The sequence below is a fragment of the Streptomyces sp. NPDC000594 genome (assembly GCF_040299965.1).
GTDB lineage: Bacteria > Actinomycetota > Actinomycetes > Streptomycetales > Streptomycetaceae > Streptomyces.
The window spans coordinates 21,789-48,019 of record NZ_JBEPCY010000048.1 but is presented as its reverse complement, the minus strand read 5'-3'; the positions used below and the strand labels follow the sequence as shown (position 1 = coordinate 48,019).

The window sequence follows — 26,231 nt, the reverse complement described above, 5'->3', positions numbered from 1 at the left end:
GGTGGACAAAGAAAACCCCCCCCACGCCCGGGGGGGGTTCCCTGGCCCACGCCCCCCCCCGCGCCCCCCGCCGTTGCTGCCCGCCCCCCCCGGCCGTGACCTGCGGGGATCATTGCCCCGCAGGTCGGCCGACGGATGGAGGGCCGATCGGCGGGGGAGCGTCAGCGGGGGTCGAGACCCTTGCTCTGGAGCCAGGCCAGCGGGTCGATGTGGGAACCGCCGCCGGGTCGGACCTCGAAGTGGAGGTGCGGGCCGGTGGAGTTGCCCGAGTTGCCCGCGTAGCCGATCACCTCGCCGGCCTTCACCGTGCCGGACCGGATCTTGGCGCTGCTCAGATGGCAGTACCAGGTCTCGGTGCCGTCGGGGGCGGTCAGGATGATCATGTTGCCGTAGGCGCCGTTGTACTGCGTACGGACGGTGCCATCGGTCGCGGCGTACACATTGGTGCCATAGGGCACGGGGAAGTCGATGCCGGTGTGGCGCGCCATCCAGTTGACACCGGACTCGCCGTAGAAGGTGCTCAGCCCCTGGCTGTCCACGGGCACCGCGAACTTGGGGCGCAGCGCCTCACGCTTCTTGGCGTCCTCCTCGCGCTTCTTGCGCTCCGCTTCCTGGCGGACCTTGAGGTCGATCCGCTCCTGGGTACGGGAGGCACGGTCGCCGAAGTCGCGGGCCTCGGCGCTGAGCGCGGCGAGCTGGGTGTCCATCTTGTTGTTGGCGGTGGCGGACTGGGCCACGAGAGCGGCCGTGTCGGCGGCGCTCACCTTGGCCTCGGTCTTCTTGGGGGCCTCGTCACCGGTGAGATTGGAGACGGAGGCGGCGGCGATCCCCGCGACGCCCATCACACAGACGGACGGGACGGCGACGGTGAGCAGCGCCGACCGCTTGGCGGGAGTACGGCGACGGCTGCGGGTGCCACCGCCCGCGGCGCGGCGGGCGGCCCGGGGCGCGGCCGGAGTGGTCGCGGTGAGCGGGGCCAGCTCCGGGCTGTAGGCGTCATAGGCGTCCCCGTCGTCCGTGACGACGGGGAGGGCGGCGGTGTCACTGTGGCCGTGGCCGGTGTCCGGCGCGGCGGCGACGACATCGAGCGGGTCGGGCTGTTCCGCCTCGTGCACCGGATCGGGATCGAGGTCGATGCCGTCCGGGAAGCCGGGGTCGTACGCGTACGGGGCCTGGTAGTCGAACTCCAGGCCGGAGTCGGCGAGTTGCCCGACGGGCGCCGCCTCGGGGAGGGGGTCGGCCGTGAAGTCCGTGCCGAATTCATGCTCGGGGGTGAACTGCCCCGGAATGATGCCGTCCGGGGTTCCGGTGGCGAGGGTGCCGCCATCCGAGTTCCAGGCGGTGGCGTCGTACGCGCCGGTGTCGAAGGAGCCCGCCGCCCACTGGCCGGTGGTGTCGTAGCCGAAGCCGTCGGCGACCGAGGTGAACGCGCCGGTGTCCTGGGGCCGGTTCCAGGCCTCCGCGTCCCACTGGCCGCTGGTGTCGTAGGAGCCGGTGGCGAAGGGCTGCGCCTGCTCGGCGGAGGGGTCCATCGGATAGGCGTCGTGGCCGACGCCCTGGTGCGCGCCGGTGTCCCAGGCGGTGGTGTCGTACTGCCCGCTGTGACCGGCCTCGTAGCCGGCCGAACCGTCGGGAAGGGCACCGAAGAGCGGGTCGGTACCAAAGCTGCCGGTGGTGTAGTCGTCGTGGCCGACGTGCCCGGCGTGGGCGTGCTGGTCGTTCACCAACTTCTCTCTCGCCTCGGCAGCAGGACCTGGAATCCGGGGGCCGCGGAACGGTCGGAACCCGGATGGGGAGCCAGTGGGCGCGACTGTACCCGGCGGTATGCGACGGCCACAATCTTCCCGAGGTTTTGGAGAATCAGGAAAAGGGCATTCGAGCGTCTTTCGGAGGAGTGCGGGCACAGCCTTGGCGCTATGTTCGAAACTCGTTCGACGCCAAGTGACGGCCGTTCGGGTGGTGTTGGCGCCGGGCCGTCGGTCAGGCCACCGAGACGACTCCGGGGGCGGCGCCCGGCCGAGGGGCCTCCAGCGCCTCACGGATGGCCGCCGCGACGGCCGGATGGACCGGCAGTGCCAGATGTCCCACGCCGGTGACCTGCACATTCTCCGTGATCAGATCCGGGTGCTCCAGCTGGGCGGTCTCCACCGGGGCCATCACCCGGTCCAGGTCGCTCCAGAAACTCACGAAACGGGTGCGGCAGCCGGGCGCCGGACGGCGCAACTCCTCGATCACCGCTGATCCGGGGCGCATCTGGCGTACGACGGGGTGGGCGTCGGCCAGCGGGGCCACGGTGGTGCCGGAGTGCGGGGTGCCCAGGGTGACCAGGGTGCGTACCCGGCGGTCACCGCCGAGGCACTGTATGTAGTAGCGGGCGATCAGTCCGCCGAGGCTGTGCCCGACCACATCGACCCGCTCCCGTCCGGTGCGGGCGCAGATCTCCTCGATCCGGCGGCCCAGCGCCTCGGCGGCGGTGGGGATGTCGCAGGTGAGCGGGGAGTGGTTGAGGCATTCGAGGTGGCGCCAGCCGTGCCGGGCCAGTGAGCGGCGCAGCAGGACGAAGACCGAGCGGTTGTCCACGAAGCCATGGAGCAGGACGACCGGGGGGCGGTCGGCTCCGCCTGCGGGGAGGGAGGGGGCGGTCGCTCCCGCCGCTTCCTCCGCTTGACCCGCTCCCTCCGTCCCGGCCGCTTCACCCGGGGGCGCCTCGGCCGCCTCGGCCGCCTCGGCCGTGATTCCCGTGGGGTACAGCAGCAGATGCCCGGCGAGGATCGCCAGCTCCAGGGCGGTGGCCCGGAGCGCGGCGGGGGCCCGCAGATCGCGCAGGCCCGCCAGCCCCCGGACCGCCCAGGGATTCAGGGGGCTCAGCGGGTCGAGCGGGCTCAGCGGGAACCGCCCGGCCGGGCCGAGGCCGAGGGAGCCCAGGGTGAGTGAGCCGAGAGTGATGTTGAGGGAGTGCCGGGTGAGGGGGGTACGGCCGAGAGCGCACAGGCTCGGGTGGAAGCGGGGCAGAACCTTCATGGGCCGACCTCCGTATGACATGCGGAGGGCGCCATCGGCCCCCGTATGTCCTCATGGGGCCTCTTCTGTGCTGCCGGAAGGGTGGTGCGGTGGTGCTTCTCGGGCTCGGGCTCCCTGGTCCGGGCAGGCGGATCGGCGGCAGCGGCGGTGCCGGATCCCCGCGCCGCGCGGCTCCCGGGCACGGCGGATACGGCCCCGAAGGGGCTCCCTTGCGACGCCCCGCGCGGGCGGTGGGCCTCGGACGCGGATGCGACGCCAGCGAACATGTCCCATGTGTGATTTCCCCCTCCGGGCTCCCTGTGAAACGGGCGGGTGCGGGATGCTGGAGATAACGTTCGTTCACTTACGGCTCAGCCGGGTGTGTGGAGGCAGCGATGGGTGTGACGGGGCCGATCCGTGTAGTGGTGGCCAAGCCGGGACTCGACGGGCACGACCGGGGTGCGAAGGTGATCGCCCGGGCGCTGCGGGACGCGGGGATGGAGGTCATCTATACGGGCCTGCACCAGACCCCCGAGCAGATCGTCACCACGGCGATCCAGGAGGACGCGGACGCGATCGGGCTCTCCATTCTCTCGGGGGCCCACAACACGCTGTTCGCCAAGGTGATCCAGTTGCTGAAGGAGCGGGACGCGGAGGACATCAAGGTCTTCGGCGGGGGGATCATCCCGGAGGAGGACATCGCTCCGCTGAAGGAGCTGGGGGTCGCCGAGATCTTCACCCCGGGGGCGACCACCACGGCGATCGTGGCCTGGGTGAGGGCCCATATCCGCCAGCCCGCCGGGGCCTGAGCCGGCCCGGCGCCCATGCCCCTGCGCCACGGGGAGCCGTGACCCCGGGGCCGTGACCCCGGCGTCGGCGCGGTCCGGGCCCGGGGTGCGGACGGGCTGGAGCGCGGGGCGCCAGGTGCGAGGCGCGGGGTGCGGGGTGCCGGGGCAGGGGCGGGTCAGGGTGCGGTGCCGGTCAGCTCCCGGTGCATCGCGTCCCGCAGCCGCAGCGTCGAGACCAGCCGCTGGAACGCCTCTGACCAGTACCCGTCCGCCCCCGGGGAGGTGTCCTCCGACTCGGCGCGGGCCGCCGTCAGCGGCTCCAGCCGGTCCACCGCCGACGGATGCAGACAGCGCTCGGCGAGGCCCATCACCCCACTGAAGCTCCAGGGGTAACTGCCCGCGTCCCTCGCCATGTCCAGCGCGTCCACGACCGCGTGGCCCAGCGGGCGCGACCAGGGCACCGGACAGACCCCCAGCAGCTGGAACGCCTCCGACAGCCCGTGCGCCGCGATGAACTCCGCGACCCAGTGGGCCCGCTCGTCCCCCGGGAGGGCCGCCAGCAGCTCGGCCCGCGCCGCCAGCGAGGGGGTACCGGTGCCGCTCTCCGGCGGGACGCCGGCGGGGCCCAGCAGGGCCCGGGACCAGGGGGCGTCACCCTGCCGGACCGCCGCCCGGCACCAGGCCGTGTGCAGCTCCTCGCGCCAGCCGTCGGCCACCGGCAGGGCGACGATCTCCTCGGGGGAGCGCCCGCCGAACCGATGGGTCCAGGTCGCCAGCGGGGCCGCCGCCACCAGCTGGCCGAGCCACCACGACCGCTTGCCCCGGCCCGCCGGCGGAGTGGCGGCCACACCGTCGCGCTGCATCTCCGCGTCACAGCTGTGCGGCGCCTCCACGGCTATCGCCGCGCCGTCACCCTCGCGGTCCGGGGCGACACAGGAGACGGCCCGCTCCGCCATCCGGGCGGCCAGCGCCGACTCCGGCAGCGCGGCGAGCAGTTCGGCGGCGGTCGCCCGGACATTGCGGCTGCGGTCCCCCAGCGCCGTCTCCAGAAAGGGCTCGTCCGCGCGGGAGAGCCCGGTCCGCAGCGCGTCCAGGAACATCAGCCGGTCCTCGGCCCGTTCGGTACCCCAGGACCCGGTGAGCAGGGCAAGGCCGCCGGCCGGGTCCTGCCCCCGTACGGCGGTCAGCAGCGCCACCCGCTCCGCGAACAGACCCTCCTCCCACAGCGCGCGGACCTTCTCAGGCTCCGACAGCTCGGGCAGTGCGACACCGCCGCCCGAGGCACCGCGCAGCGCGAACCGCCACTCCGGGTTGAACCGCGCCAGCCACAGCGCCCGGGCCCCGGCGAAGGCCAGGGCGTGGGGCCGTAGATCGGTCCGTGCGCGGGCCGCGTCCAGCACGGCGGGCAGCAGCGCCGACGGCGCCCGGTACCCCTGCTCCTGTGCGGTGGTCAGCCACTGCGGCAGCAGCTCCGTCAGATCGGGCGCCACACCCCGGCGGCCCCCGGCGGACGGCGCGGCGCGATCGGCCAGCAGCTGCTCCAGTCGCCGGCGGGCGGCGGCGGGCAGCGGTGGCCGGGGGTCGGCCGGGGCGGGCTCGGGCCGCTCGGCGGCGGGCGCGGGCAGCAGCCCCGCCCGGCGGCGGACCGTGTGCAGCGCCGCCGCGTCGAGCAGCGCGGTCGCCGGGTCCCCGCCGGGGCGCCCCACCGGCGACAGGCCCGCCGGCGGGGTGCGGCGGTCGGTGCCGAGAAGGGCGGTGGTGACCAGCTCCTCCCAGAGCGGGGCGCCGGTGGTGCCGGTGGTCTCGGGGGTGTCGGTCGTGGTCATCACGTCGTCCTCCGTACGGACAGGTTCGGTCGGGTCACGCGGGGCGGACGGGGAGCAGATGCGCGGAAGGAAAGCGAGAAGGGAGCGAGAAGGGAGACAGGGGAGGCGAAGGGCCGGTGCGGGGCGAGGCCGGGGCGGGAACGGAGCACGGGCCCCGGAGCCGGGATCCCGCAGACCCGGGCAGCGGTCCCGGCGCCCGGCGCCCTTCACCACCCGGGCGCGGCGCGGTGCGGCACGGTACGGCGTCGGGTGGCGGGGCCTTCGGAACGTCCCTCAGAGCAGGGGCACCATCCCCTGTCCGCCCGGCGCCCACGCCGCCAGCGGTGTCACCCCCTGGTGGCCGCACTCGCCGAAGACGGTCACCGGATGCCCCCCGGAGACCGCGAGCAGCTTCCACAGCCCCGGGCGGGCCCGCGCCGCCGCCGTGAGCGGCAGCGCCGCCCCGCCGTCCGCGTCCGCCAGCTGCCAGCCGGTGGCGTCCGGCACCGGGACCACCTCCGCCAGCGTCACCGGCCAGGCGTCCAGCCAGGGATCGTCGCGGAGCGCCCGCCCGTACGCGTCGAGCGCCGCCGCCACCGGGCCGCCCGGCGGCGGGCCCCCGATCGGCACCGGCGGCCCGATCGTGCCGCCCAGCTCGGCCCGGAGCTGCCCCGCCCCCGGATACCGCGTCAGCTCCGCCTCGACCTCCGCCCCCAGCGGCAGCGCCAGCTGCGGCGCCCGCCCCGCCGCCCCGAAGGAGAGCAGCAGCGCGGTGTGCCCGGACGCCCGCCCGTGCAGCCATATACGGCGGGTGGTGAGCTTCCCCTCGGGCGAGTCGAACTGGGCGAGGACCATCCAGCGGTCCCGGACGGCCGGGCCCTCCGCGGCGGTGGGCAGGCCCACCCGGGCCCGGACCGTCGCGGCCAGCGGGTCCGGCAGCCGCTCGATCCCCAGCCAGGCCGTGTCCAGCAGATGGGTCAGCGCGCACTCCTCCAGGAGCCGCACCGGCCAGCCGGGCCCCGACCCCGGGAGGGCGCCCAGCTCCCGCACCCGCCCCGCGAGCCCGGGAGCCTGGGCGTCGACCATCCGGGCCGCCGTCTCCTCCCACAGCCCGTACCCCGACTGCCCGGCCGAGGCCAGCCCGCCGCGCACCAGATCCGCCAGCCGCCGCTCCAGCTCCAGGGCGCCCGCCGAGACCCGCGCGGCCCGCCGCTCCGTCCGCCGCCGGGCGGCCTCGGGATCGGCCGGGCCCTGGGCCGCACCCGTACCCCCGACCGCCCGGTCACCGGCCGTCCCGGCACGCCGGGCGCGGCCGTCGAGCCACTCCCGGGCCCATGCGGGGGCCTCGCCGGCGCCCACCCCCTCCTCCTCCCCGGCCGACCAGAGCAGCAACAGCCCCAGCGCGTGCTTGCACGGAAACTTCCGGCTCGGACAACTGCACGTGTACGCGGGCCCGGAGAGGTCCACGACCGTCTGGTACGGGCGGCTGCCGCTGCCCCTGCACAGCCCCCACACCACCCCCGGCCCGCTCGTGCCCGTCCCGGACCACGGCCCGGACACACCGAGCTTGGTCCCCGCCTTGGCCGACGCGGCGTCAGGAGCCAGTGCCCGCACCTGATCCGCCGTCCAGCGCGCCCCCTGCTCCAGGGGGTTCGGGGGCTGTCCCCCGTTCGATCCCAGCATGCAGACGACGGTAGGAGCCACCACTGACAACGGGCCCCGCCGCAGCCTCGCGACGGACCCCCGACGGGTCCCTCGGCCGACCCCTCAACTGGCCCCGGCCGGACCGGAGAACCGGCCCCCGCCTGCACGGACGGGGGATTGTCAGTGGGGTGGTGCACTGTGGAGACCACATCGGGCCCGAACGATGCCGAACGATCCCGAGGGGGATACATGTCTGTGCCCACCATCGCTTCGAGCGCCGGCGCCGAGGCCCTGCGCCCCCATGCGGAGGACGCCTTCGCCGATGAGCTGACGGCGCTCGCCGCCGCCGACGACCGGCCGCGCCCCGTCGGCTGGCGGCTCTCCCCGTGGGCCGTCGCCACCTACCTCCTCGGCGGCGCCCTGCCCGACGGCACCGTGATCACCCCCAAGTACGTGGGACCGCGCCGGATCGTCGAGGTCGCCGTCACCACCCTCGCGACCGACCGCGCCCTGCTCCTCCTCGGCGTGCCCGGCACCGCCAAGACCTGGGTCTCCGAACATCTGGCCGCCGCCGTCAGCGGGGACTCCACCCTGCTCGTCCAGGGCACGGCGGGGACCCCGGAGGAAGCCATCCGCTACGGGTGGAACTACGCCCAGCTGCTCGCCCACGGCCCCAGCCGGGACGCCCTGGTGCCCAGCCCCGTGATGCGGGCCATGGCCGAGGGGATGACCGCCCGGGTCGAGGAGCTGACCCGGATCCCCGCCGATGTGCAGGACACCCTGATCACCATCCTCTCCGAGAAGACGCTCCCCATTCCCGAGCTGGGACAGGAGGTGCAGGCGGTACGCGGGTTCAACATCATCGCCACCGCCAACGACCGCGACCGCGGGGTCAACGACCTCTCCAGCGCCCTGCGCCGCCGCTTCAACACCGTGGTGCTGCCGCTGCCCGCGACCGCCGAGGCCGAGGTCGACATCGTCTCCCGGCGCGTCGGCCAGCTGGGGCGCTCGCTCGATCTGCCCGAGGCCCCGGAGGGCCTGGAGGAGATCCGCCGGGTCGTCACCGTCTTCCGCGAGCTGCGCTCCGGGGTCTCCGACGACGGCCGCACCAAGCTCAAGTCCCCCTCCGGCACCCTCTCCACGGCCGAGGCCATCTCCGTGGTGACCGGCGGGCTCGCCCTCGCCGCCCACTTCGGCGACGGGGTGCTGCGCCCCGGTGATGTCGCCGCCGGAATCCTGGGCGCGGTCGTCCGGGACCCGTCGGCCGACCGGGTCGTCTGGCAGGAGTATCTGGAGACCGTGGTCCGTGAGCGGGACGGCTGGAAGGACTTCTACCGCGCCTGCCGTGAGGTGAGCGCATGACCGGTCCGCTGTTGCTGGGCGTCCGTCACCACGGCCCCGGTTCCGCCCGCGCGGTGCGGGCGGCGCTGGAGGCGACCGTTCCCGACGCCGTGCTGATCGAGGGTCCGCCCGAGGCGGACGCGCTGCTCCCGCTGGCGGCGGAGGAGGGGATGCGCCCTCCGGTCGCCCTGCTCGCGCACGCCGTGGACGACCCGGGCCGGGCCGCGTTCTGGCCGCTGGCCGAGTTCTCCCCGGAGTGGGTGGCGCTCCGCTGGGCGCTGGAGCGGGGTGTTCCGGTCCGCTTCATCGACCTCCCCGCCGCCCACTCGCTGGCCTGGGCCGCCGCCGATGAGGCCGCGGCCGCCGCAGCCGAGACCACTGAAGCCGCAGCCGCAGCCGAAGCCGCTGGAGGCGGCGCGGGCCCGGAGCCGGTGGCCGCCACCCATGCCGCTGTGGCCGCCGTCCGTTCCACCGTGCCCGCCCTCCGTTCCGCCGTGCTCGCCCCGGACCGTCCGGCTCCGCACCCCCTCCGACCGTCCGTCACCGACCCCGAGTGGGACGCCGTCCCCGCTGCCGCGACCCGGCCCCGGCAGCCCGTACCGGCCCCCGCGGCCCGCCGGATCGACCCCGAGTGGGATGTCGTCGCCGCCCTGCGCACCGCCGGCCCCGCCGCCGGGCTGCGGACCGCCGTGCTCGACCGGCCCGGCACCGGCCCGGCCGCCGACGGCGAAGGTGACGCCGACGGCAAGGGCTGCCCCGATGCCGCCGAGGTACGGATCGACCCGCTGGCCGTCCTCGCCCGTACCGCCGGATACGACGACCCCGAGCGCTGGTGGGAGGATGTCGTCGAGCACCGCCACGCCGGTGCCACCGGCGGCGGGGCGGACACCGCCCCCACCGCCCCCACCGACCCCACGGCCCCCTTCGCCGCCCTCGCCGAGGCCATGACCGCCCTCCGCGCCGAGTACGGCCATGGCGGTCATGAGCGCGACCTCGTCCGCGAGGCCCATATGCGCCTCAAGCTCCGTGCCGCGCGCAAGGAGTTCGGGGACTCCGTCGCCGTCGTCTGCGGCGCCTGGCATGTCCCCGCCCTCCAGGAGCGGACCACCGTCACCGCCGACCGGGCCCTGCTCAAGGGCCTGCCCAAGGTGAAGGCCGGGACCACCTGGGTGCCCTGGACCCATCGCCGGCTCGCCCGGCGGAGCGGATACGGCGCCGGAATCGAGTCCCCCGGGTGGTACGCCCATCTCTTCCACGCACCCGACCGCCCGGTCGAACGGTGGCTGACCAAGGCCGCCAGGCTGCTGCGGGACGAGGACCGCATGGTGTCGTCGGCCCATGTCATCGAGGCCGTCCGGCTCGCCGGGACCCTCGCCGTCCTGCGCGGCCGGCCGCTCGCCGGGCTCGGCGAGACCATCGACGCCATCCGGGCGGTGATGTGCGACGGCTCCGACATCCCGCTCGCGCTCATCCAGGAGCGGCTGATCGTCGGGGACGCCCTCGGCCAGGTCCCCGACAGCGCGCCCGCCGTCCCGCTCCAACGCGATCTGACCCGGATCCAGCGCACCTTGCGCCTCGCCCCCGAGGCGCTGGAGCGCGAGGTGGAACTCGACCTCCGCAAGGAGAACGACGCCGCCCGGAGCAGACTTCTGCACCGGCTGCGGCTGCTCTCCATCGGCTGGGGCGAGCCCGTCCAGGGCCGCGCCGGGACCGGCACCTTCCGGGAGAGCTGGCGGCTGCGCTGGGAGCCCGAACTGTCCGTACGGGTCGCCGAGGCCGGGGTCTGGGGCACCACCGTCCGCTCCGCCGCCGTCGCCCGCGCCGAGAGCCGGGCCGCCGACGCCACCGAGCTGGCCGAGGTCACCGCGCTCGCCGAGGACTGTCTGCTCGCCGAGGTCGGCGACGCCCTGCCCGCCGTGATGCGCGCCCTCGCCGAGCGGGCCGCGCTCGACACGGATGTCGGCCATCTCGCCGACGCCCTGCCCGCGCTCGCCCGCTCCCTGCGGTACGGGGATGTCCGCGGCACCGACACGGCCGCCCTCGCCGAGGTCGCCACCGGGCTGGTCGAGCGGATCTGCGTCGGTCTGCCACCGGCCTGCACCGGTCTCGACCGGGACGGCGCCGAGCGGATGCGGGCCCACCTCGACGCGGTGCACACCGCCATCGCCCTGCTGCCCACGGCCGCGGAGCTGTCCGGACGCTGGGGTGCCGTGCTGGACCGGCTGGCCCGGCGGGACACCGTGCCCGGGACGATCCGGGGCCGGGCCGTCCGGCTGCTCCTGGACGACGGGCGGCTCGGCGAGGACGAGGCGGCCCGGCTGATGGGTCTCGCGCTCTCCACCGCGGTGCCGCCCGCCGAGGCGGCCTCCTGGGTCGAGGGCTTCATCGGCGGCGCCTCGGGCGGCGGTCTGCTGCTCGTCCACGACGAGCGGCTGCTCGCCCTGGTCGACAGCTGGCTGACGGGGGTTCCGGCGGAGGCCTTCACCGATGTGCTCCCGCTGCTGCGGCGCACCTTCTCCGCGTATGAGCCGGGGGTCCGGCGCACCCTCGGCGAGCTGGTCGGGAGAGGCCCCGCACCGGCCGGGAGCGGCCGGCGCGGCAGCACCGCGGAGGCCTCGGGCTTCGGCGCGGGCATCGACGAGCGGCGGGCCGACGCCCTGCTGCCGGTGGTCCGTCTCCTCCTGGGCGCCATGGACCCACCGGGCGCCATGGATCCACCGGGCGGTGAGCCATCGGCCGGGGAGGCACCCGGCGGGGACAGGCCGGACGGAGGCATACCGGACGGAGGCATATCGAACGGAGGCGTACCGGATGGGCGCCTCCCCGACACGACACCGACGGGAGCGGGGAGATGAGCGCGACGACACAGGCCCAGGCGCAGGCCCAGCCTCAGGCACCGGCACAGCCCCCGGCACCGGCGCAGGTGCCGGCCCAGCGGGACACCGCCGCCGACGCCGCCGAGCGGGCCCGGCGCTGGCGGCTGGTCCTGGGCGGCGGCCCCGCCGACGGCACCGGCTGCGCCCTCACCGGCACCGACCGGGAGATGGACGCCGCCCTGACCGCCCTCTACGGCTCCCGGGACGGCTCCGGGCGCGCCACCGGCGGGAACCGCGGCGCGGGGCTCGGCTCGTCGGCGCCCTCCGTCGCCCGCTGGCTCGGGGACATCCGCACCTACTTCCCCAGCTCCGTCGTCCAGGTGATGCAGCGCGACGCCATCGACCGGCTGGGGTTGGCGAGCCTGCTGCTGGAGCCGGAGCTGCTGGAGGCGGTCGAGGCCGATGTGCACCTCGTCGGCACCCTGCTCTCGCTCAACCGGGCGCTGCCGGAGACCACCCGGGAGACCGCCCGTGCGGTGGTGCGCAAGGTGGTGGAGGACCTGGAGAAGCGGCTGGCCACCCGTACCCGGTCCACCCTCACCGGGGCGCTCGACCGCTCCGCCCGGATCAACCGCCCGCGCCACCGGGACATCGACTGGGACCGCACCATCCGGGCCAACCTCAAGAACTATCTGCCCGAGCACGGCACGGTGGTCCCCGAGCGGCTGATCGGTTACGGCAGGGCCGCGCAGGGGGTGAAGAAGGAGGTGGTGCTCTGTATCGACCAGTCGGGCTCCATGGCCGCCTCCGTCGTGTACGCCTCGGTCTTCGGCGCCGTCCTGGCGTCGATGCGCTCCCTCGACACCCGGCTGGTCGTCTTCGACACCGCCGTCGTGGACCTCACCGATCAGCTGGACGACCCGGTCGATGTGCTCTTCGGCACCCAGCTCGGCGGCGGCACCGACATCAATCGCGCCCTCGCCTACTGCCAGTCGCGGATCACCCGTCCCGCGGACACCGTCGTCGTCCTCATCAGCGATCTCTACGAGGGCGGCATCCGGGACGGGATGCTGAAGCGGGTGGCCGCGATGAAGGCGTCGGGGGTGCGGTTCGTGACCCTGCTCGCCCTCTCCGACGAAGGGGCACCGGCGTACGACCGGGAGCACGCCGCCGCCCTGGCCGAGCTGGGCGCACCCGCCTTCGCCTGTACGCCCGACCTCTTCCCGGAGGTGATGGCCGCCGCCATCGAGCGGCGCCCGCTGCCGATACCCGAGGCCTGAGCGGACCAGGGCACCCGTACCCCCGACCCCGTACCCCCTCGGGCCGGGGGGCGGGCCCGGCCGCCGGGTCACATCCGTACCTGGGGATCCTTGGTGCACCGGCCCTTCCGGATCTGTGACTGTTATCACCGCTCATGTGTGATCTGCGATTTAGGGAGCCACGGGCCACGGGGATACTCTGCGAGGCGGACATGCCGCGTGCCCGGACACCGTGCGCGCCTCCCTTGTGACATCGCAGTCACGTTGCCCTTCGCGGCACGCCCACGCAGACAACGAACCGCGATCACTCAGAAAAGGGACGGACGCGCGTGGACCTGTTCGAGTACCAGGCGAGGGACCTCTTCGCCAAGCACGGTGTACCGGTGCTGGCCGGTGAAGTCATCGACACGCCTGAGGCGGCGCGCGAGGTGACCGAGCGTCTCGGCGGCCGGTCGGTCGTCAAGGCGCAGGTGAAGGTCGGTGGCCGTGGCAAGGCCGGTGGCGTGAAGCTGGCCTCCAGCCCGGAGGACGCGGTCGAGAAGGCCGGTCAGATCCTGGGCATGGACATCAAGGGCCACACGGTCCACAAGGTGATGCTCGCGGAGACCGCTCCGGAGATCGCCGAGGAGTACTACGTCTCGTACCTCCTCGACCGCACCAACCGCACCTTCCTGGCCATGGCCTCCGTCGAGGGCGGCATGGACATCGAAGAGGTCGCGGCCACCAAGCCCGAGGCCCTGGCGAAGATCCCGGTCGACGCCAATGAGGGCGTCTCCCCGGAGAAGGCGGCCGAGATCGTCGCCGCCGCCAAGTTCCCGGCCGAGGTCGCCGACCAGGTCGCCGACATCCTGGTGACCCTCTGGAAGACCTTCATCGCCGAGGACGCGCTGCTGGTCGAGGTGAACCCGCTGGCCAAGGTCGCCGACGGCCGGGTCATCGCCCTCGACGGCAAGGTCTCCCTGGACGCCAACGCCGACTTCCGCCAGCCCGGCCACGAGGCCCTGGAGGACAAGGCCGCGGCCAACCCGCTGGAGGCCGCCGCCAAGGCCAAGAACCTGAACTACGTCAAGCTCGACGGTCAGGTCGGCATCATCGGCAACGGCGCGGGTCTGGTCATGTCCACCCTCGACGTCGTCGCCTACGCCGGTGAGAACCACGGCGGGGTCAAGCCCGCCAACTTCCTCGACATCGGTGGCGGCGCCTCCGCCGAGGTCATGGCGAACGGCCTGGAGATCATCCTGGGCGACCCGGACGTCAAGTCCGTCTTCGTCAATGTCTTCGGTGGCATCACCGCCTGCGACGAGGTCGCCAACGGCATTGTGCAGGCCCTGGAGCTGCTGAAGTCCAAGGGCGAGGAGGTCACCAAGCCGCTGGTCGTGCGCCTCGACGGCAACAACGCGGAGCTGGGTCGCAAGATCCTTTCCGACGCCAACCACCCGCTGGTGCAGCGTGTGGACACCATGGACGGCGCGGCCGACAAGGCCGCCGAGCTCGCGGCGAAGTAAGGGATTCACACCACCATGGCTATCTTCCTCACCAAGGACAGCAAGGTCATCGTCCAGGGCATGACCGGCGCCACGGGCATGAAGCACACCAAGCTCATGCTGGCCGACGGCACCAACATCGTCGGTGGCGTGAACCCCCGTAAGGCCGGTACCACCGTCGACTTCGACGGTACCGAGGTACCCGTCTTCGGTTCGGTGGCCGAGGCGATGGAGAAGACCGGCGCCGACGTCTCCGTCCTCTTCGTGCCGCCGGCCTTCGCCAAGGCCGCCGTCGTCGAGGCGATCGACGCCGAGATCCCGCTGGCCGTCGTCATCACCGAGGGCATCGCGGTCCACGACTCCGCCGCCTTCTGGGCGTACGCCGTCAGCAAGGGCAACAAGACCCGGATCATCGGCCCGAACTGCCCCGGTCTGATCACCCCGGGCCAGTCCAACGCCGGCATCATCCCGGGCGACATCACCAAGCCCGGCCGTATCGGACTGGTCTCCAAGTCCGGCACGCTGACCTACCAGATGATGTACGAGCTGCGGGACATCGGCTTCACCTCCTGTGTCGGCATCGGTGGCGACCCGGTGGTCGGCACCACGCACATCGACGCCCTGGCGGCCTTCGAGGCCGACCCGGAGACCGAGCTGATCGTGATGATCGGTGAGATCGGTGGCGACGCCGAGGAGCGCGCGGCCGACTACATCAAGGCCAATGTCACCAAGCCGGTCGTCGGCTACGTCGCGGGCTTCACCGCCCCCGAGGGCAAGACGATGGGCCACGCCGGCGCCATCGTGTCGGGCTCCTCCGGCACCGCGCAGGCGAAGAAGGAGGCCCTGGAGGCCGCGGGCGTCAAGGTCGGCAAGACCCCGACCGAGACCGCCAAGCTGGCCCGCGCCATCCTGGAGGGCTGAGGCCGTCCCACCGGGCGCCGTGCGGCGCCCGGCAGCGGTACCACGGTGATGGGCCCGCGCCCCGTGCAGGGGTGCGGGCCCATCCGCGTTCCCGGTCGGGGGCGCTCAGCGGGGCTGGGGGGCCAGCCGTCCCGGGCCCCCGGTGACCTCGGCGCGCAGCCGGTTCCGCAGCAGCTCGTCCTCCTGGCTCAGCCGCTGCGGTCCGGCGTGCGCGGGGACGCCCAGCACCGGCCGGCCCGCCGGAACCCCCGGTTCGTACTGCTGCGGGGCGGTGAGCAGGGTGAACCCGGTCGCCCCGATGATCAGCGCGGTGACCGTCAGGGTGGAGCGGGTCCAGAGCCAGACATGGCGTTCGCTGCCCTCCCGTACCGAGGGCGCGGGGGTCGGCTCCGGCGCCGGGAAGGCGTCGGCCAGCTCCGTCAGCCGCTGGTGCAGCGCGTCGGGGGAGGAGAGCCCGGGGAGTTGTTCCGCGATGGCCTCCCGGGCGTGCAGTACCCGGTTGGCCGTCGCCGGGGTGCTCGCCTCCGTCTCGGCGGCGGTCTCCGGCAGATCGAGCCCGAGGCCGTCGTAGAGCAGCAGGGTGCGGCGGTACGCGGGCGGCAGCGACAACAGCGCCGCCAGCAGCGCCGCCGCCTCGCCGGCCAGCTCCGGGGTGTCGGGGTGCCGATGGGCGGGGCGCAGCCGCTGCCAGGGCGACATCGCGAACTCGTACGCGGCGGCCCGTACCCAGCCCGCCGGATCCCCGTCCCGGGCGACCTCGGGCCAGTGCTGCCAGGCGAGCCGGAAGGCGCGCTCCACGGACTCGTGGGAGAGCCGCTGCCGTCCGGTGAGGAGATACGCCTGGCGTACGAGGGGCACGGCGGAGTGGTCGTACAGGGCGTCGAACACCTCCTCGGGCGTCGGCCGCCCGGCGGGTACGGCCACCCGGTCCGGTGCGTCCGGAACGGGCTCCGCTTCTGGGCCTGGACCTGCTTCCGTTACGGATTCCACTTCTGGTACGGGTACGGGGGTGGCTGCCGGTACGTCCGGCTCGGAGGCCTGTTTCTGGGCGGGTGCTGGGGGCGCATCCGTCATGGGGTCGCGGGTAGCTCTGGATTCCGCTTCGGATTCCTTCACCGCTCCGGATGCCGCTTCCGGTACGAGGACCGCCGCCGCCTCGGGAGCGGTCCCGGGAGCCTCGGCCGAGGCCGCCTCGGGGGCGGTCCCGGGAGTGGTCCCGGGTGACTCCAGCAGCCGTGCGTACGCCGCCCGCCGCCGCCCCCGGGGGTCGCTGCGCCCGGTCTCCCAGGCACGCACCGTCGCCCTGGTGACCCCGAGCGCCGAGGCGACCTCCTGCTCGCTCAGCGATCGGGCCTCGCGCAGCCTGCGCCGTTCCTTGGGGGAGGGGAGCGGGCGGTCCGCCGCGGAGTCGGGCCTGCTCTGGGTCATGAGGGGCTCCCCGCAGCACTGCACCCGGCATGAAAGTACATAAGAGTATTTTGAGCGACACAGCGGGTAATCGCCCGTTACATGGCAAGAGCGCGTGTCGTTGGCAGCATGGCGGCGTGACCCAGACCTCCCAGGACAGCCCCGGTCCGCCCTTCCCCCGGACCCCCGTACCGGTACAGGGCGGCCGCCGCCCCGCGCTCGTGGCCTGTCTGGTGCGCGGGGCCACCGCGGCGGGGCTCGGGCTCGGCACCCTCACCGTCCTGGTGATGCTGGTCTGGATCGGCGCCCCCTACCCCGATGACGGCCCCGGCGGGGCGCTGCACGCGGCCGCCGCGCTCTGGCTGCTCTCCCATGGCACCGAACTGGTCCGCGCGGACACCCTCTCCGGGCAGCCCGCACCCGTCGGTGTGGTCCCGCTGCTGCTGGTGGCGCTGCCCGTGGCACTGATCCACCGGGCCGCGCGGGACGGGCTCAACCCCGACACCCACGGCCGCCGGCCCCGGCCGTCGCCGCTGGGCGCGGTCTGCGCGGTCACCCTGGGGTATCTGCTGGTCGCCCTGCTGATCACGGTGTACGCGGCCGGGGGCTCACCCGGCCCCGACCCCTGGAGCGCGCTCGGGCATCTGCCCCTGGTGGCCGTGGCCGCCGCCCTGGCCGGGGTGTGGACCGCGCGCGGGCGCCCCCGGGGGCCCCTGCCCGGCTGGCTCCCGGAGCCGTTGCGGGTACGGCTCGCACGGACCCGGGTGGCGGTGGCGGCGCGCGCGGCCGTCGCGGGCACGGTGGTGCTGACCGGCGGCGGGGCGCTGCTCGTGGCCGCCGGTCTCGGCTGGCACGCGGAGGCGGCGGGGGAGGCGTTCCGGCAGCTCTCCCCGGGCTGGCCGGGACAGCTCGCCGTCCTGCTGCTCTGTCTCGCCCTGCTGCCGAACGCCGCCGTATGGGGGGCGGCGTACGGGCTGGGACCCGGTTTCGCGCTCGGTACGGGCGCCACGGCCACCCCGCTCGCGGTGACGGGCGAACCGGCGCTGCCGCCCTTCCCGCTGGTCGCGGCGGCCCCCGCGCCGGGGCCGGGGACCCTGCCCAACTGGGTGTGCCTGGCCGTTCCGGTGGTGGCCGGGCTGGTGGTCGCCGCCTTCACGGCGGCCCGTGCCGCACCCCGCTTCCAGGACCGGGGCAGTGCGTGGAGCATCCGGGACACGGCGCTGACCGCACTGCTGGCGGCGGCCGGCTGCGGGGTGCTGACGGCGGTGCTGTCGGCCGCCGCCGGAGGGCCGCTGGGTGCCCGGCGGCTGGCGGAGTTCGGTCCGGGGTGGGCGGCCGGACCCGCCGCGTTCTGCTGGGTCGCGGTGCTCGCGGTTCCGGTCGCGGTGGCGGTACGGATCTGGCGGGTCCTGCTGGCGCGGATCGCGGGGGCCGGGGCGGGGATGGGGGCCACGGGTCTGGTGGGCGCGGTGCGGACCCGGGTACGGAGCCGGTCGCGGGTACGGAGCCGGTCGGGGGTACGGAGCCGGTCGGGGGCGGGCCGTCCCCGGCTGTGGACCCGGCTCCGGACCTGGACGCGGACCTGGACGCGGGAGAGCCTGCGGCCGCGCTCCCGGCCCGGCCCCGCCCCGGCGCCCACCCCGGTGGAGGGGGCGCCGGTCCCCGGCGGCGGGGTCCCGGGTGGACGGTCCGCGCCGGAGGACCGCGCGGGGCCCGGCGCGGCCGAGGGTCCGTCCGGAGCCGGGAGCGCGTCCGGCGACCCGGCGGAGGCCGCCGCCACGGCACCCCCGGAAGAGCACGCCGGACGTACCGACCACATCGGAGGGGCTGGGCAAACCGGAGGGACCGGGCACACCGGTCGCGGGGAGCCCGGCGGTCGCGCCGGTCGTACGGGAAATGCGGCCAAGGCAGCCAAGGCGGCAAGGGAGGCAAGGGAGGCGAAAGCGGGACGCACCGGCCCCGGGGACCGTCACCCGGTGGGGCCTCCCGCGGACTACGACGTACTGCCGGAGCACCCGCTGGTGGTCGACGGGGACGAGAAGGCCGGGAACCGCCTGGCCCCCTGGGCCGCGCCCGCCAGCCCCTGGCCCAAGGCGCCGTCCGGCTGGCCGGAGCCGACCGCTCGGGCCCGGCCCGAGCCTGCCGAGCCCGCCGCGCCCGACCTCGTACCGCGACCGGAGCCGGTGGCCGGAACAGCGGAAACCCCCGGGCCGGAGGGTTCCGGTCCCGGGGGTGGGGCTTCCGCAGGTTCCGCAGGTTCCGCCGGTTCAGCTGGTTCAGGGGCGACCCGCTGACGAGGTCCGGCCCCCGGCAGTGCCGGGGGCCGGACCTCACCGGCCGCGCGGGCCCGCTCGCTCGCGGACGTTTGCTTACTGACGTCCGCTCGCCGCAGGCCCCCGCCGACGTCTACTTGCTGACGCCGAAGACATCCCGCAGCGGCTCCGGCAGCTTCTCGTTGCAGGAGATCTGCCCGTCCTTCGTCAGGGCGTCCCGCTCACAGGTGTAGAAGTCCCGGTAGACGATCTGGGCCGCGTACGCCACCGCCACGATCAGCAGGGCGACACCGCCGAGCACCAGTCCGGTCACCGCGGCCGTCCGCTGGGCGCGCCGGGCCGTCTGCTGCGGTCCGGCCGCGTTCCCGTTTCCGTTCCCCCCGGTGCCGGCGGGGGGTGTGATCGCGTCCGCGCCCGGACGCTTGTTCGCCGTGGCCTTCAGCGAGCTGACGCCCCAGTAGACCGAGAGGGCGCCCAGCAGCAGGGCGATCTCCATGAAGTCGAAGATCGTGAAGAAGAACGCCCACATGCCCGCGAGCAGCGCGTACCGCGCCCGCCGCTGTGAGGGGTCGGTCGGGTCCCAGCGCAGGCCCGGCGGGGTGCCGTCCTTGCCCTGCTGGCCGCCGGGCTTCCCGCCGAAGCCGCCGCCCGAGGAGCGCCCGGGCTGCCGGCTGCTCCACTGGCTGCCCCAGCCGCCCCGCTGGCCGGAGCCCTCGTCGGAGGAGCCGTCGCCGGAGCCCCCCGAACCGCCGGAGCCGCCGGAGCCGGAGGAACCACTGGAATCGCCGCCGGAGGAGCCGGAGCTGCCGGAGCCCCCGCTTCCGGTGGGCTGCCGGGGCTGCCACGGCTGATCCGGCCTCCCCTCCGGCGGCGGGGCGAAGGGATTGTTGCTGTCGTCGGTGGACTGGCGCTCCCGCGGCAACAGGAGGTCCGTACGGCGGCGTCGGTCCGGCATGTGGTGAACGTCTTCCCCTCAGACCCTTTCGCACGCGGGTCTTGTGTCGTGATGTACCCGCCATGGGACGAGTGGTGTCCCCTGACGCTACCTCCCATGACCGCCCCCGTCCCGTGGGGGCCGTCCCGTGTGCCGGTATCGTTGCTGACGGTCGGCCTCTTCGTAGAGTTCCCCGTATGGGGGAGGACGAGTCATTCGTACGACCGTACAAAATCGCACGCGCCGTCCCCGCTCCGGATCCCCGCACGGCCCGGTGGCGTGAGGCCACGGACGCGCCCGCGACAGAACGCCCCGCGACAGACCGGCGATCCGCACGTCCCCGCGTGTGTGATCCGTATGCGAGAAAAGAGACCCGCAGTGGCCTCCCCGCCCTCCTCCGCCCGCCCTCTCCGCCTGGTCGTCCTGGTCTCCGGCTCCGGCACCAACCTCCAGGCCCTCCTCGACGCGAGCGCCGCCGACCCCGAGGGGCTCGGGGCCGAGGTCGTCGCGGTCGGGGCCGATCGCACCGGGATCGCCGGTCTGGAGCGCGCCGAGCGCGCCGGACTGCCGACGTTTGTCTGCCGGGTGAAGGACCACGCCTCGCGTGACGCCTGGGACCGCGCGCTCGCCGAGGCGACCGCCGCGCACCGCCCGGACCTGGTGGTCTCGGCCGGATTCATGAAGATCGTGGGCAAGGAGTTCCTGGCCCTCTTCGGGGGCCGTTACGTCAACACCCACCCCGCCCTGCTGCCCAGTTTCCCCGGTGCCCACGGTGTGCGCGACGCGCTCGCGTACGGCGTGAAGGTCACCGGGTGCACCGTCCACTTCGTCGACGAAGGCGTCGACACCGGCCCGGTCATCGCGCAGCGCGCGGTCGAGGTCCGGGACGAGGACGACGAAGCCGCTCTCCATGAGCGGATCAAGGAAGTCGAGCGTGTGCTGCTCGTCGAGGTCGTCGCACGGCTGGCCCGCGACGGCCATCGCATTGAGGGACGAAAGGTAATTTTCCCGTGACTGTTGACGCCCATGAGGCCACTGTGACCGCCGAGTCCACCGCGACCGCCGAGTCCGCTGTGACCACCGAGGCGGAGCGCCGCCCCGTACGGCGTGCGCTGATCAGCGTGTACGACAAGACGGGCCTTGAGGAGCTGGCGCGCGGGCTGCACCAGGCGGGCGTGGAACTGGTCTCCACCGGCTCGACCGCCGGGCGGATCGCCGCCGCCGGGATCCCGGTCACCCCGGTGGAGGAGCTGACCGGCTTCCCCGAGTGCCTGGACGGCCGGGTCAAGACGCTCCACCCCCGGGTGCACGCCGGCATCCTGGCGGACCTGCGCCTCGACGCCCACCGTGAGCAGCTCGCCGAGCTGGGGATCGACCCCTTCGATCTGGTGGTCGTCAACCTCTACCCGTTCCGGGAGACCGTCGCCTCCGGCGCGGCCCCGGACGAGTGCGTCGAGCAGATCGACATCGGCGGCCCCTCGATGGTCCGCGCCGCCGCCAAGAACCACCCCTCGGTCGCCGTGGTCACCAGCCCGGCGCGGTACGCGGATGTACTCACCGCCGTCGCCGGCGGCGGGTTCGACCTGGTGGCGCGGAAGCGGCTGGCCGCCGAGGCGTTCCAGCACACGGCCGCCTACGACGTGGCCGTCGCCTCCTGGTTCGCCTCCTCCTACGCTCCCGACGGGGCCCCGCTCCCCGACTTCACCGGGGTCGCCTACCGCCGCGACCGGGTGCTCCGCTACGGCGAGAACCCGCACCAGGACGCCGCGCTCTATGTCGACGGCAGCGGTGGCCTCGCCGAGGCGGAGCAGCTGCACGGCAAGGAGATGTCGTACAACAACTACACCGACACCGAGGCCGCCCGGCGGGCCGCGTACGACCACGACGAGCCCTGTGTCGCGATCATCAAGCACGCCAACCCGTGCGGGATCGCGATCGGCGCGGATGTGGCCGAGGCGCACCGCAAGGCGCACGCCTGTGACCCGCTCTCCGCCTTCGGCGGGGTGATCGCGGTCAACCGTCCGGTGACCGTCGCCCTGGCCGAGCAGGTCGCGGAGATCTTCACCGAGGTGATCGTCGCCCCCGGGTACGAGGACGGCGCGGTCGAGGTGCTGGCCCGCAAGAAGAACATCCGGGTGCTGCGCTGCACCGGGGCGCCGGGCGCGGAGGTCGAGACCCGGCCGATCGACGGCGGTGCGCTGGTGCAGATCACCGACCGGCTCCAGGCGGCGGGCGATGCCCCGGCCGACTGGACGCTGGCGACCGGTGAGCCGCTGGACGCGGCCGGTCTGGCCGAGCTGGCCTTCGCCTGGCGGGCGTGTCGGGCGGTCAAGTCCAACGCCATCCTGCTCGCCAAGGACGGTGCCTCTGTCGGCGTCGGCATGGGGCAGGTCAACCGTGTGGACTCGGCCCGGCTGGCCGTGGAGCGGGCGGGTGCGGAGCGGGCCCGGGGGGCGTACGCGGCCTCCGACGCGTTCTTCCCGTTCCCGGACGGGCTGGAAATCCTCACCGGGGCCGGGGTGCGGGCCGTGGTCCAGCCCGGTGGTTCGGTCCGCGACGAGCAGGTGATCGAGGCGGCGCGGAAGGCGGGCGTGACGATGTACTTCACGGGGACCCGGCACTTCTTCCACTGATCACGCCCGACGGCGTGACCGCCCGACCGCGTGACTGCCTGCCTGACTGCCTGACCGCCCGGCCGTATGGCCCGGTGGCGGTGTGACCGTGCGGGGCCCCGGAGCCATGAACCCGGGGCCCCGCACGGTTCAGCAGCTGGGCAGCCACTTCACCGAGCGGACGGTGACCCTTCCGTTCAGATTGCGGCGCTCCAGGGGCTGAAGACAGCCCGCCGACTGCCTGAAGCCGGTGTTCCGGTAAAACCGGGCATGCGGCTGCTCGTCCCGGTCGCCGTTGTTCAGCACCGACTTCGGCGCCCCGAGCAGCCCCCAGACACAGGGGTCGGGCCCCGGCCGCCCGCGGTCCGCGCCCTTTCCGCGGCCCCCGCCCTCGTGCCAGGTGCACATCTCCCCCTGGCCGTCCGGCTCGGTGAAGAAACAGACATCGCCGCGGGCGCAGCGGTCGTACCCGGCCGCCTCCGCGGTCGGCGCGCCCCGCAGCAGCACTCCGGCGAGCACACCCGCCATGGCGACGGAGACCGCCGTGCCCCAGACCGTGGCCGTGCCCCAGGCCGCTGTGGAGCCGCTGCGGGAGCGCGGCCGGAGCAGGGTCTTCCGGGGCAGTGGGGGCGAAGGGGCGGTGCCCGCCGCGGCCTCCACCCGGCGCAGCAGCTCGCCGGTGTCGATCCGGGCGCGTTCCCCGGGGGTGCGGGCCAGACAGTCGCGGACGACATCGGCCCAGGCCGGCGGGAGTCCGGGGGAGAGCAGCAGGTCGCCCTCGCCCCGCGCGTACCGTACGGCGGCGTCCCGCCGGGCGCCGGGGGTGGGGCCGGGGAGCGGCGGCGACCCGGTGAGCACCAGATGGACGAGGACGCCGAAGGCCCAGAGATCGGCGGTGGGTGTCAGCGGCAGAATCCTTTCTCCGCGCGCTGAGCCGGTCGCTGAGCCGGTCCGTCGGCCGGTCCGCGGGCCGCCGCGCGGGCCACCCGGTGCGTCGCCGTGCGGCCGGTCGTGGGACCAGAGGAGTTCGGGCGCGGTGCAGTCGGTGATCCGCAGCGCGGGGGCGTATCCGGAGAGGGCCGACGGGCCGCCCCGGGCGCCGCGCCGGGGCTCGGTCGCCAGATGGAAGTCCCCGAGGCGTACGGTCCCGTCGGGCAGCAGCAGGACATTGCCGGGGTGCAGGGCGCCGTGCACCCAGCCCGCGTGATGGAGCTGGCGCAGCCCGGCGCAGACCTGGGCGAGCAGGGCGGGGCCGGCGGCGGGGCGGGCCGACTGCTGGAGCAGATCGCCGAGGGAGCGCTCGGCCCGTTCCATGACGAGGACGGTGGCGCCGTGCAGCAGGGGTTCGCCGGGGTCGTGGACGGTATGGACCGCGTGGGTACGGATCAGGCGGGGCGCGCCGGTGCGGCGCAGCACCGCCGGCTCCCGCTCGGCGACGGCGCGTAGCTGCCCGAGCTGGTGCTGGGTGCGGGTGCCGGGCGGCAGGAACTTCAGCACGGTGGTGCCGGGGGCACGGACCGGACCGGTGGGTTCCATGGGGCCGATGGGTTCCGCAGGTCCCGTATCGGCGCCGGTGTCCGCCGTCCCGGCCGGTTGGCTCGCCCGGGGGGCGGGTTCGGCGCTGTACACCGTGGAGAACGCGCTGGTCGCGAGGGGTTCGCCGACCTCCCAGGGGCCCACGCGATAGCCCGGGAGGACGGGCAGGGCCAGGGAGTCGAAGTCGAGGCTCACCGCCGACGCCCTGATGCCGGAAACAGAGCCGGAGCCGGAGCCGGAACCGGAACCGGAGCCGGAACCGGAACCGGAGCGGGTACGGGGCCCGGTGTCCCGGGGTCGTGCTTCCGATGGACCGGAGCGGTGCTCACCACGACGTTCGCCACGACACTGTGTTCCACGGCCGACCTCCCTGGACGCTCCCGCTCGCGGGGACAGTGGAACCAGGCTAGGAACCGGCGATAAACGTCTGCACAACGGCGGCGGATCGCACGGGCCGACCTGCGGTGTCCGGTCCTGGAGGGGAGCGGGACCGGTGTCGGACAACCGTTCGCATTCGCGTATGCGGGTGCCCCGCCGGGCGGAGACGGCACCGGAGAAGGCAGGGGAGAAGGCGGGAGCGGCGGCGGGGGAGGGAGCGGGCGGGACGGCGCGGGTGCGAAGGGGCCCGGCGCCGGGCGGGCGGGATTGGAACCCGGGCGGGTCCATCGGCCAGGATGGGGGACATGACCGCCCAGATTCTCGATGGCAAGGCCACCGCAGCCGCGATCAAACTCGATCTGACCGCCCGCGTGGCGGCTCTGAAGGAGAAGGGGGTGACCCCCGGTCTCGGCACCCTGCTGGTCGGCGACGACCCGGGCAGCCGCTGGTACGTCAATGGCAAGCACCGCGACTGTGCGCAGGTCGGCATCGCGTCGATCCAGCGCGAGCTGCCCGCCACCGCCACCCAGGAGGAGATCGAGGCGGTCGTCCGGGAGCTGAACGAGGACCCGGAGTGCACCGGCTACATCGTGCAGCTGCCGCTGCCGGACGGCATCGACGCTCACCGGGTGCTGGAGCTGATGGACCCGGTGAAGGACGCGGACGGTCTGCACCCGATGAGCCTGGGCCGGCTGGTGCTGGGGATCGAGGGCCCGCTGCCCTGTACCCCGTACGGCATCGTGCAGCTGCTCCGCCACCACCAGGTGGAGATCAAGGGCGCGCATGTCGTCGTGGTCGGGCGCGGGATCACCATCGGCCGTCCGATGCCGCTGGTGCTGACCCGCAGGTCCGAGAACGCGACCGTGACCCAGTGCCACACGGGGACGCGGGATCTCGCCGCGCATCTGCGGCAGGCGGACATCATCGTCGCGGCGGCGGGCGTACCGCATCTGATCAAGCCCGAGGATGTGAAGCCGGGCGCCGTGGTGCTGGATGTGGGCGTCAGCCGGGACGAGAACGGGAAGATCGTCGGGGATGTCCACCCCGGTGTGGCCGAGGTCGCGGGCTGGGTGGCCCCGAACCCGGGCGGTGTCGGGCCGATGACCCGGGCACAGCTCCTGGTCAATGTGGTCGAGGCGGCCGAGCGCGCCGCCGGGGCGAACTGACGCTTCCGGCCGGCCCGCCAGGGGAAACCCGGCGGGACACGGGCACGGGACAGGACGGAACACGGGGAATGAGGCGGCCCTGATGGGCGTACGGATGAACGACGACCGAGAGGTGAGGGCGACGGCCGGGACGGAGCCGGACGGCGCCGGTGCCATCGGTCCGGACGGCGTACCCGGCGACCCGGCCCCGGCACACGGCGGGACCCCGGACGGTGGCACCCCGGACAGCGGGGCCTCGGACAGTGGGGCCTCGGACGGCGGCACCCCCGCCGACGGGACCCCGGCCGACGGGAACAAGAGCGGTGACCGGGCCGACGGCGGTGGTACCGGCGACGGCGACGGCGACGCGAGCGGTGGCGGCACCGGCGAGGACGGCACCGGCGACGGGGAATCGGGCGACGGGGACACGGGCGAGCACCCGGCCCCCCGGGCCGCCGGGTCGCGCCGCCCGCCGACCCTCACCACCGACACGGCCCGCCCCGAGGGCGGCGGCCGTGCGGCGCCCGGTGACGCCCCCGCCCCCGCCCGTCAGTGGCCCCTGCTCTCCGTGCTCGGCCTCACCGGCGTCGGGCTGCTGATCGTCGGCCTCGACCTCTTCTCCGAGGCGTTCCGCGTCGGCACGATCCTCATCGGCGTGTCCCTGATCGCGGGCGGGGTGATGCGGCGGATACTCCCGTCGGTCGGCATGCTCGCCGTGCGGTCCCGCTTCACCGACATGATCACGTACGGCCTGCTGGGGGTCGCCATCACCCTGCTGGCGCTGGTGGCACAGCCGGAACCCTGGCTGGAGCTGCCCTTCCTGGAGACGATCGTGCGCTCCCTGGTCGGCCGCTGACCGACCCTCAGGGCCGCCCCGCCGGCCAGGGA

General features: G+C 74.4%; 18 protein-coding genes. 11 read left to right on the top strand and 7 right to left on the bottom strand.

Annotated features, from left to right (window positions below):
* Nucleotides 1-161 precede the first annotated feature (161 nt).
* Nucleotides 162-1,724 (bottom strand): M23 family metallopeptidase, encoded by a 1,563-nt coding sequence (locus ABT354_RS35525; RefSeq protein ID WP_351501661.1) that lies wholly within the window; start codon nt 1,722-1,724, stop codon nt 162-164.
* A gap of 256 nt (nt 1,725-1,980) precedes the next feature.
* The gene (locus tag ABT354_RS35520) at nt 1,981-3,021 is read right to left on the bottom strand and encodes an esterase/lipase family protein (RefSeq protein ID WP_351501659.1); all 1,041 of its coding nucleotides are present in this window, start codon (nt 3,019-3,021) and stop codon (nt 1,981-1,983) included.
* Nucleotides 3,022-3,395: 374 nt separating this feature from the next.
* Here ABT354_RS35520 and icmB point away from each other — a divergent pair, with 374 nt between their 5' ends.
* Complete coding sequence (gene icmB / locus ABT354_RS35515; protein WP_351501656.1) at nt 3,396-3,809, top strand: coenzyme B12-dependent isobutyryl CoA mutase small subunit; 414 nt, start codon at nt 3,396-3,398, stop codon at nt 3,807-3,809.
* Between the two features lie 155 nt (nt 3,810-3,964).
* Here icmB and ABT354_RS35510 read toward each other — a convergent pair whose 3' ends face one another.
* The gene (locus ABT354_RS35510; protein WP_351501654.1) at nt 3,965-5,614 is read right to left on the bottom strand and encodes a DUF5691 domain-containing protein; all 1,650 of its coding nucleotides are present in this window, start codon (nt 5,612-5,614) and stop codon (nt 3,965-3,967) included.
* Nucleotides 5,615-5,887: 273 nt separating this feature from the next.
* Nucleotides 5,888-7,276, bottom strand: coding sequence for an SWIM zinc finger family protein (locus ABT354_RS35505; RefSeq protein ID WP_351501653.1), 1,389 nt, complete (start codon nt 7,274-7,276; stop codon nt 5,888-5,890).
* Between the two features lie 210 nt (nt 7,277-7,486).
* Between ABT354_RS35505 and ABT354_RS35500 the strand changes: the two genes are divergently transcribed.
* The 5 genes from ABT354_RS35500 (at nt 7,487) to sucD (ending at nt 15,058) form a co-directional block, all read left to right on the top strand.
* Complete coding sequence (locus ABT354_RS35500) at nt 7,487-8,599, top strand: ATP-binding protein (RefSeq protein ID WP_351501651.1); 1,113 nt, start codon at nt 7,487-7,489, stop codon at nt 8,597-8,599.
* Nucleotides 8,596-11,433 (top strand): DUF5682 family protein, encoded by a 2,838-nt coding sequence (locus ABT354_RS35495; RefSeq protein WP_351501650.1) that lies wholly within the window; start codon nt 8,596-8,598, stop codon nt 11,431-11,433. Before ABT354_RS35500 ends, ABT354_RS35495 begins: the two co-directional genes overlap by 4 nt.
* A complete protein-coding gene (locus tag ABT354_RS35490) occupies nt 11,430-12,674 on the top strand; it encodes a vWA domain-containing protein (protein ID WP_351501648.1) in 1,245 nt (414 codons plus the stop codon). Before ABT354_RS35495 ends, ABT354_RS35490 begins: the two co-directional genes overlap by 4 nt.
* A gap of 308 nt (nt 12,675-12,982) precedes the next feature.
* Nucleotides 12,983-14,158, top strand: a complete 1,176-nt coding sequence (gene sucC, locus ABT354_RS35485; protein WP_351501646.1) for an ADP-forming succinate--CoA ligase subunit beta — start codon at nt 12,983-12,985, stop codon at nt 14,156-14,158.
* 15 nt (nt 14,159-14,173) lie between these two features.
* Nucleotides 14,174-15,058: a succinate--CoA ligase subunit alpha gene (gene sucD, locus ABT354_RS35480; RefSeq protein WP_351501644.1), complete on the top strand. Its 885-nt coding sequence runs from the start codon at nt 14,174-14,176 to the stop codon at nt 15,056-15,058.
* A 105-nt stretch (nt 15,059-15,163) separates the two neighbouring features.
* On the opposite strand, the gene ABT354_RS35475 is transcribed toward sucD, so the two are convergent.
* A complete protein-coding gene (locus tag ABT354_RS35475) occupies nt 15,164-16,486 on the bottom strand; it encodes a sigma factor-like helix-turn-helix DNA-binding protein (protein WP_351501642.1) in 1,323 nt (440 codons plus the stop codon).
* A gap of 116 nt (nt 16,487-16,602) precedes the next feature.
* Here ABT354_RS35475 and ABT354_RS35470 point away from each other — a divergent pair, with 116 nt between their 5' ends.
* Nucleotides 16,603-18,759: a cell division protein PerM gene (locus tag ABT354_RS35470; protein WP_351501640.1), complete on the top strand. Its 2,157-nt coding sequence runs from the start codon at nt 16,603-16,605 to the stop codon at nt 18,757-18,759.
* Nucleotides 18,760-18,871: 112 nt separating this feature from the next.
* On the opposite strand, the gene ABT354_RS35465 is transcribed toward ABT354_RS35470, so the two are convergent.
* A complete protein-coding gene (locus ABT354_RS35465) occupies nt 18,872-19,693 on the bottom strand; it encodes a hypothetical protein (protein ID WP_351501638.1) in 822 nt (273 codons plus the stop codon).
* Nucleotides 19,694-20,029: 336 nt separating this feature from the next.
* On the opposite strand from ABT354_RS35465, the gene purN reads away from it, so the two are divergent.
* A complete protein-coding gene (purN, locus tag ABT354_RS35460) occupies nt 20,030-20,686 on the top strand; it encodes a phosphoribosylglycinamide formyltransferase (protein WP_351501636.1) in 657 nt (218 codons plus the stop codon).
* A 23-nt stretch (nt 20,687-20,709) separates the two neighbouring features.
* Entirely contained in the window at nt 20,710-22,305 is a 1,596-nt protein-coding gene (gene purH / locus ABT354_RS35455) for a bifunctional phosphoribosylaminoimidazolecarboxamide formyltransferase/IMP cyclohydrolase (RefSeq protein WP_502983565.1), read from the top strand.
* A gap of 129 nt (nt 22,306-22,434) precedes the next feature.
* Here purH and ABT354_RS35450 read toward each other — a convergent pair whose 3' ends face one another.
* Nucleotides 22,435-24,015 carry a serine/threonine protein kinase gene (locus ABT354_RS35450; protein ID WP_351501633.1) on the bottom strand — a complete coding sequence of 527 codons (1,581 nt, stop codon included), beginning with the start codon at nt 24,013-24,015 and terminating at the stop codon, nt 22,435-22,437.
* 488 nt (nt 24,016-24,503) lie between these two features.
* Between ABT354_RS35450 and ABT354_RS35445 the strand changes: the two genes are divergently transcribed.
* Nucleotides 24,504-25,364 (top strand): bifunctional methylenetetrahydrofolate dehydrogenase/methenyltetrahydrofolate cyclohydrolase, encoded by an 861-nt coding sequence (locus ABT354_RS35445; protein ID WP_351501631.1) that lies wholly within the window; start codon nt 24,504-24,506, stop codon nt 25,362-25,364.
* 94 nt (nt 25,365-25,458) lie between these two features.
* Nucleotides 25,459-26,199, top strand: a complete 741-nt coding sequence (locus tag ABT354_RS35440; RefSeq protein ID WP_351501629.1) for a DUF3017 domain-containing protein — start codon at nt 25,459-25,461, stop codon at nt 26,197-26,199.
* Nucleotides 26,200-26,231: the final 32 nt, after the last annotated feature.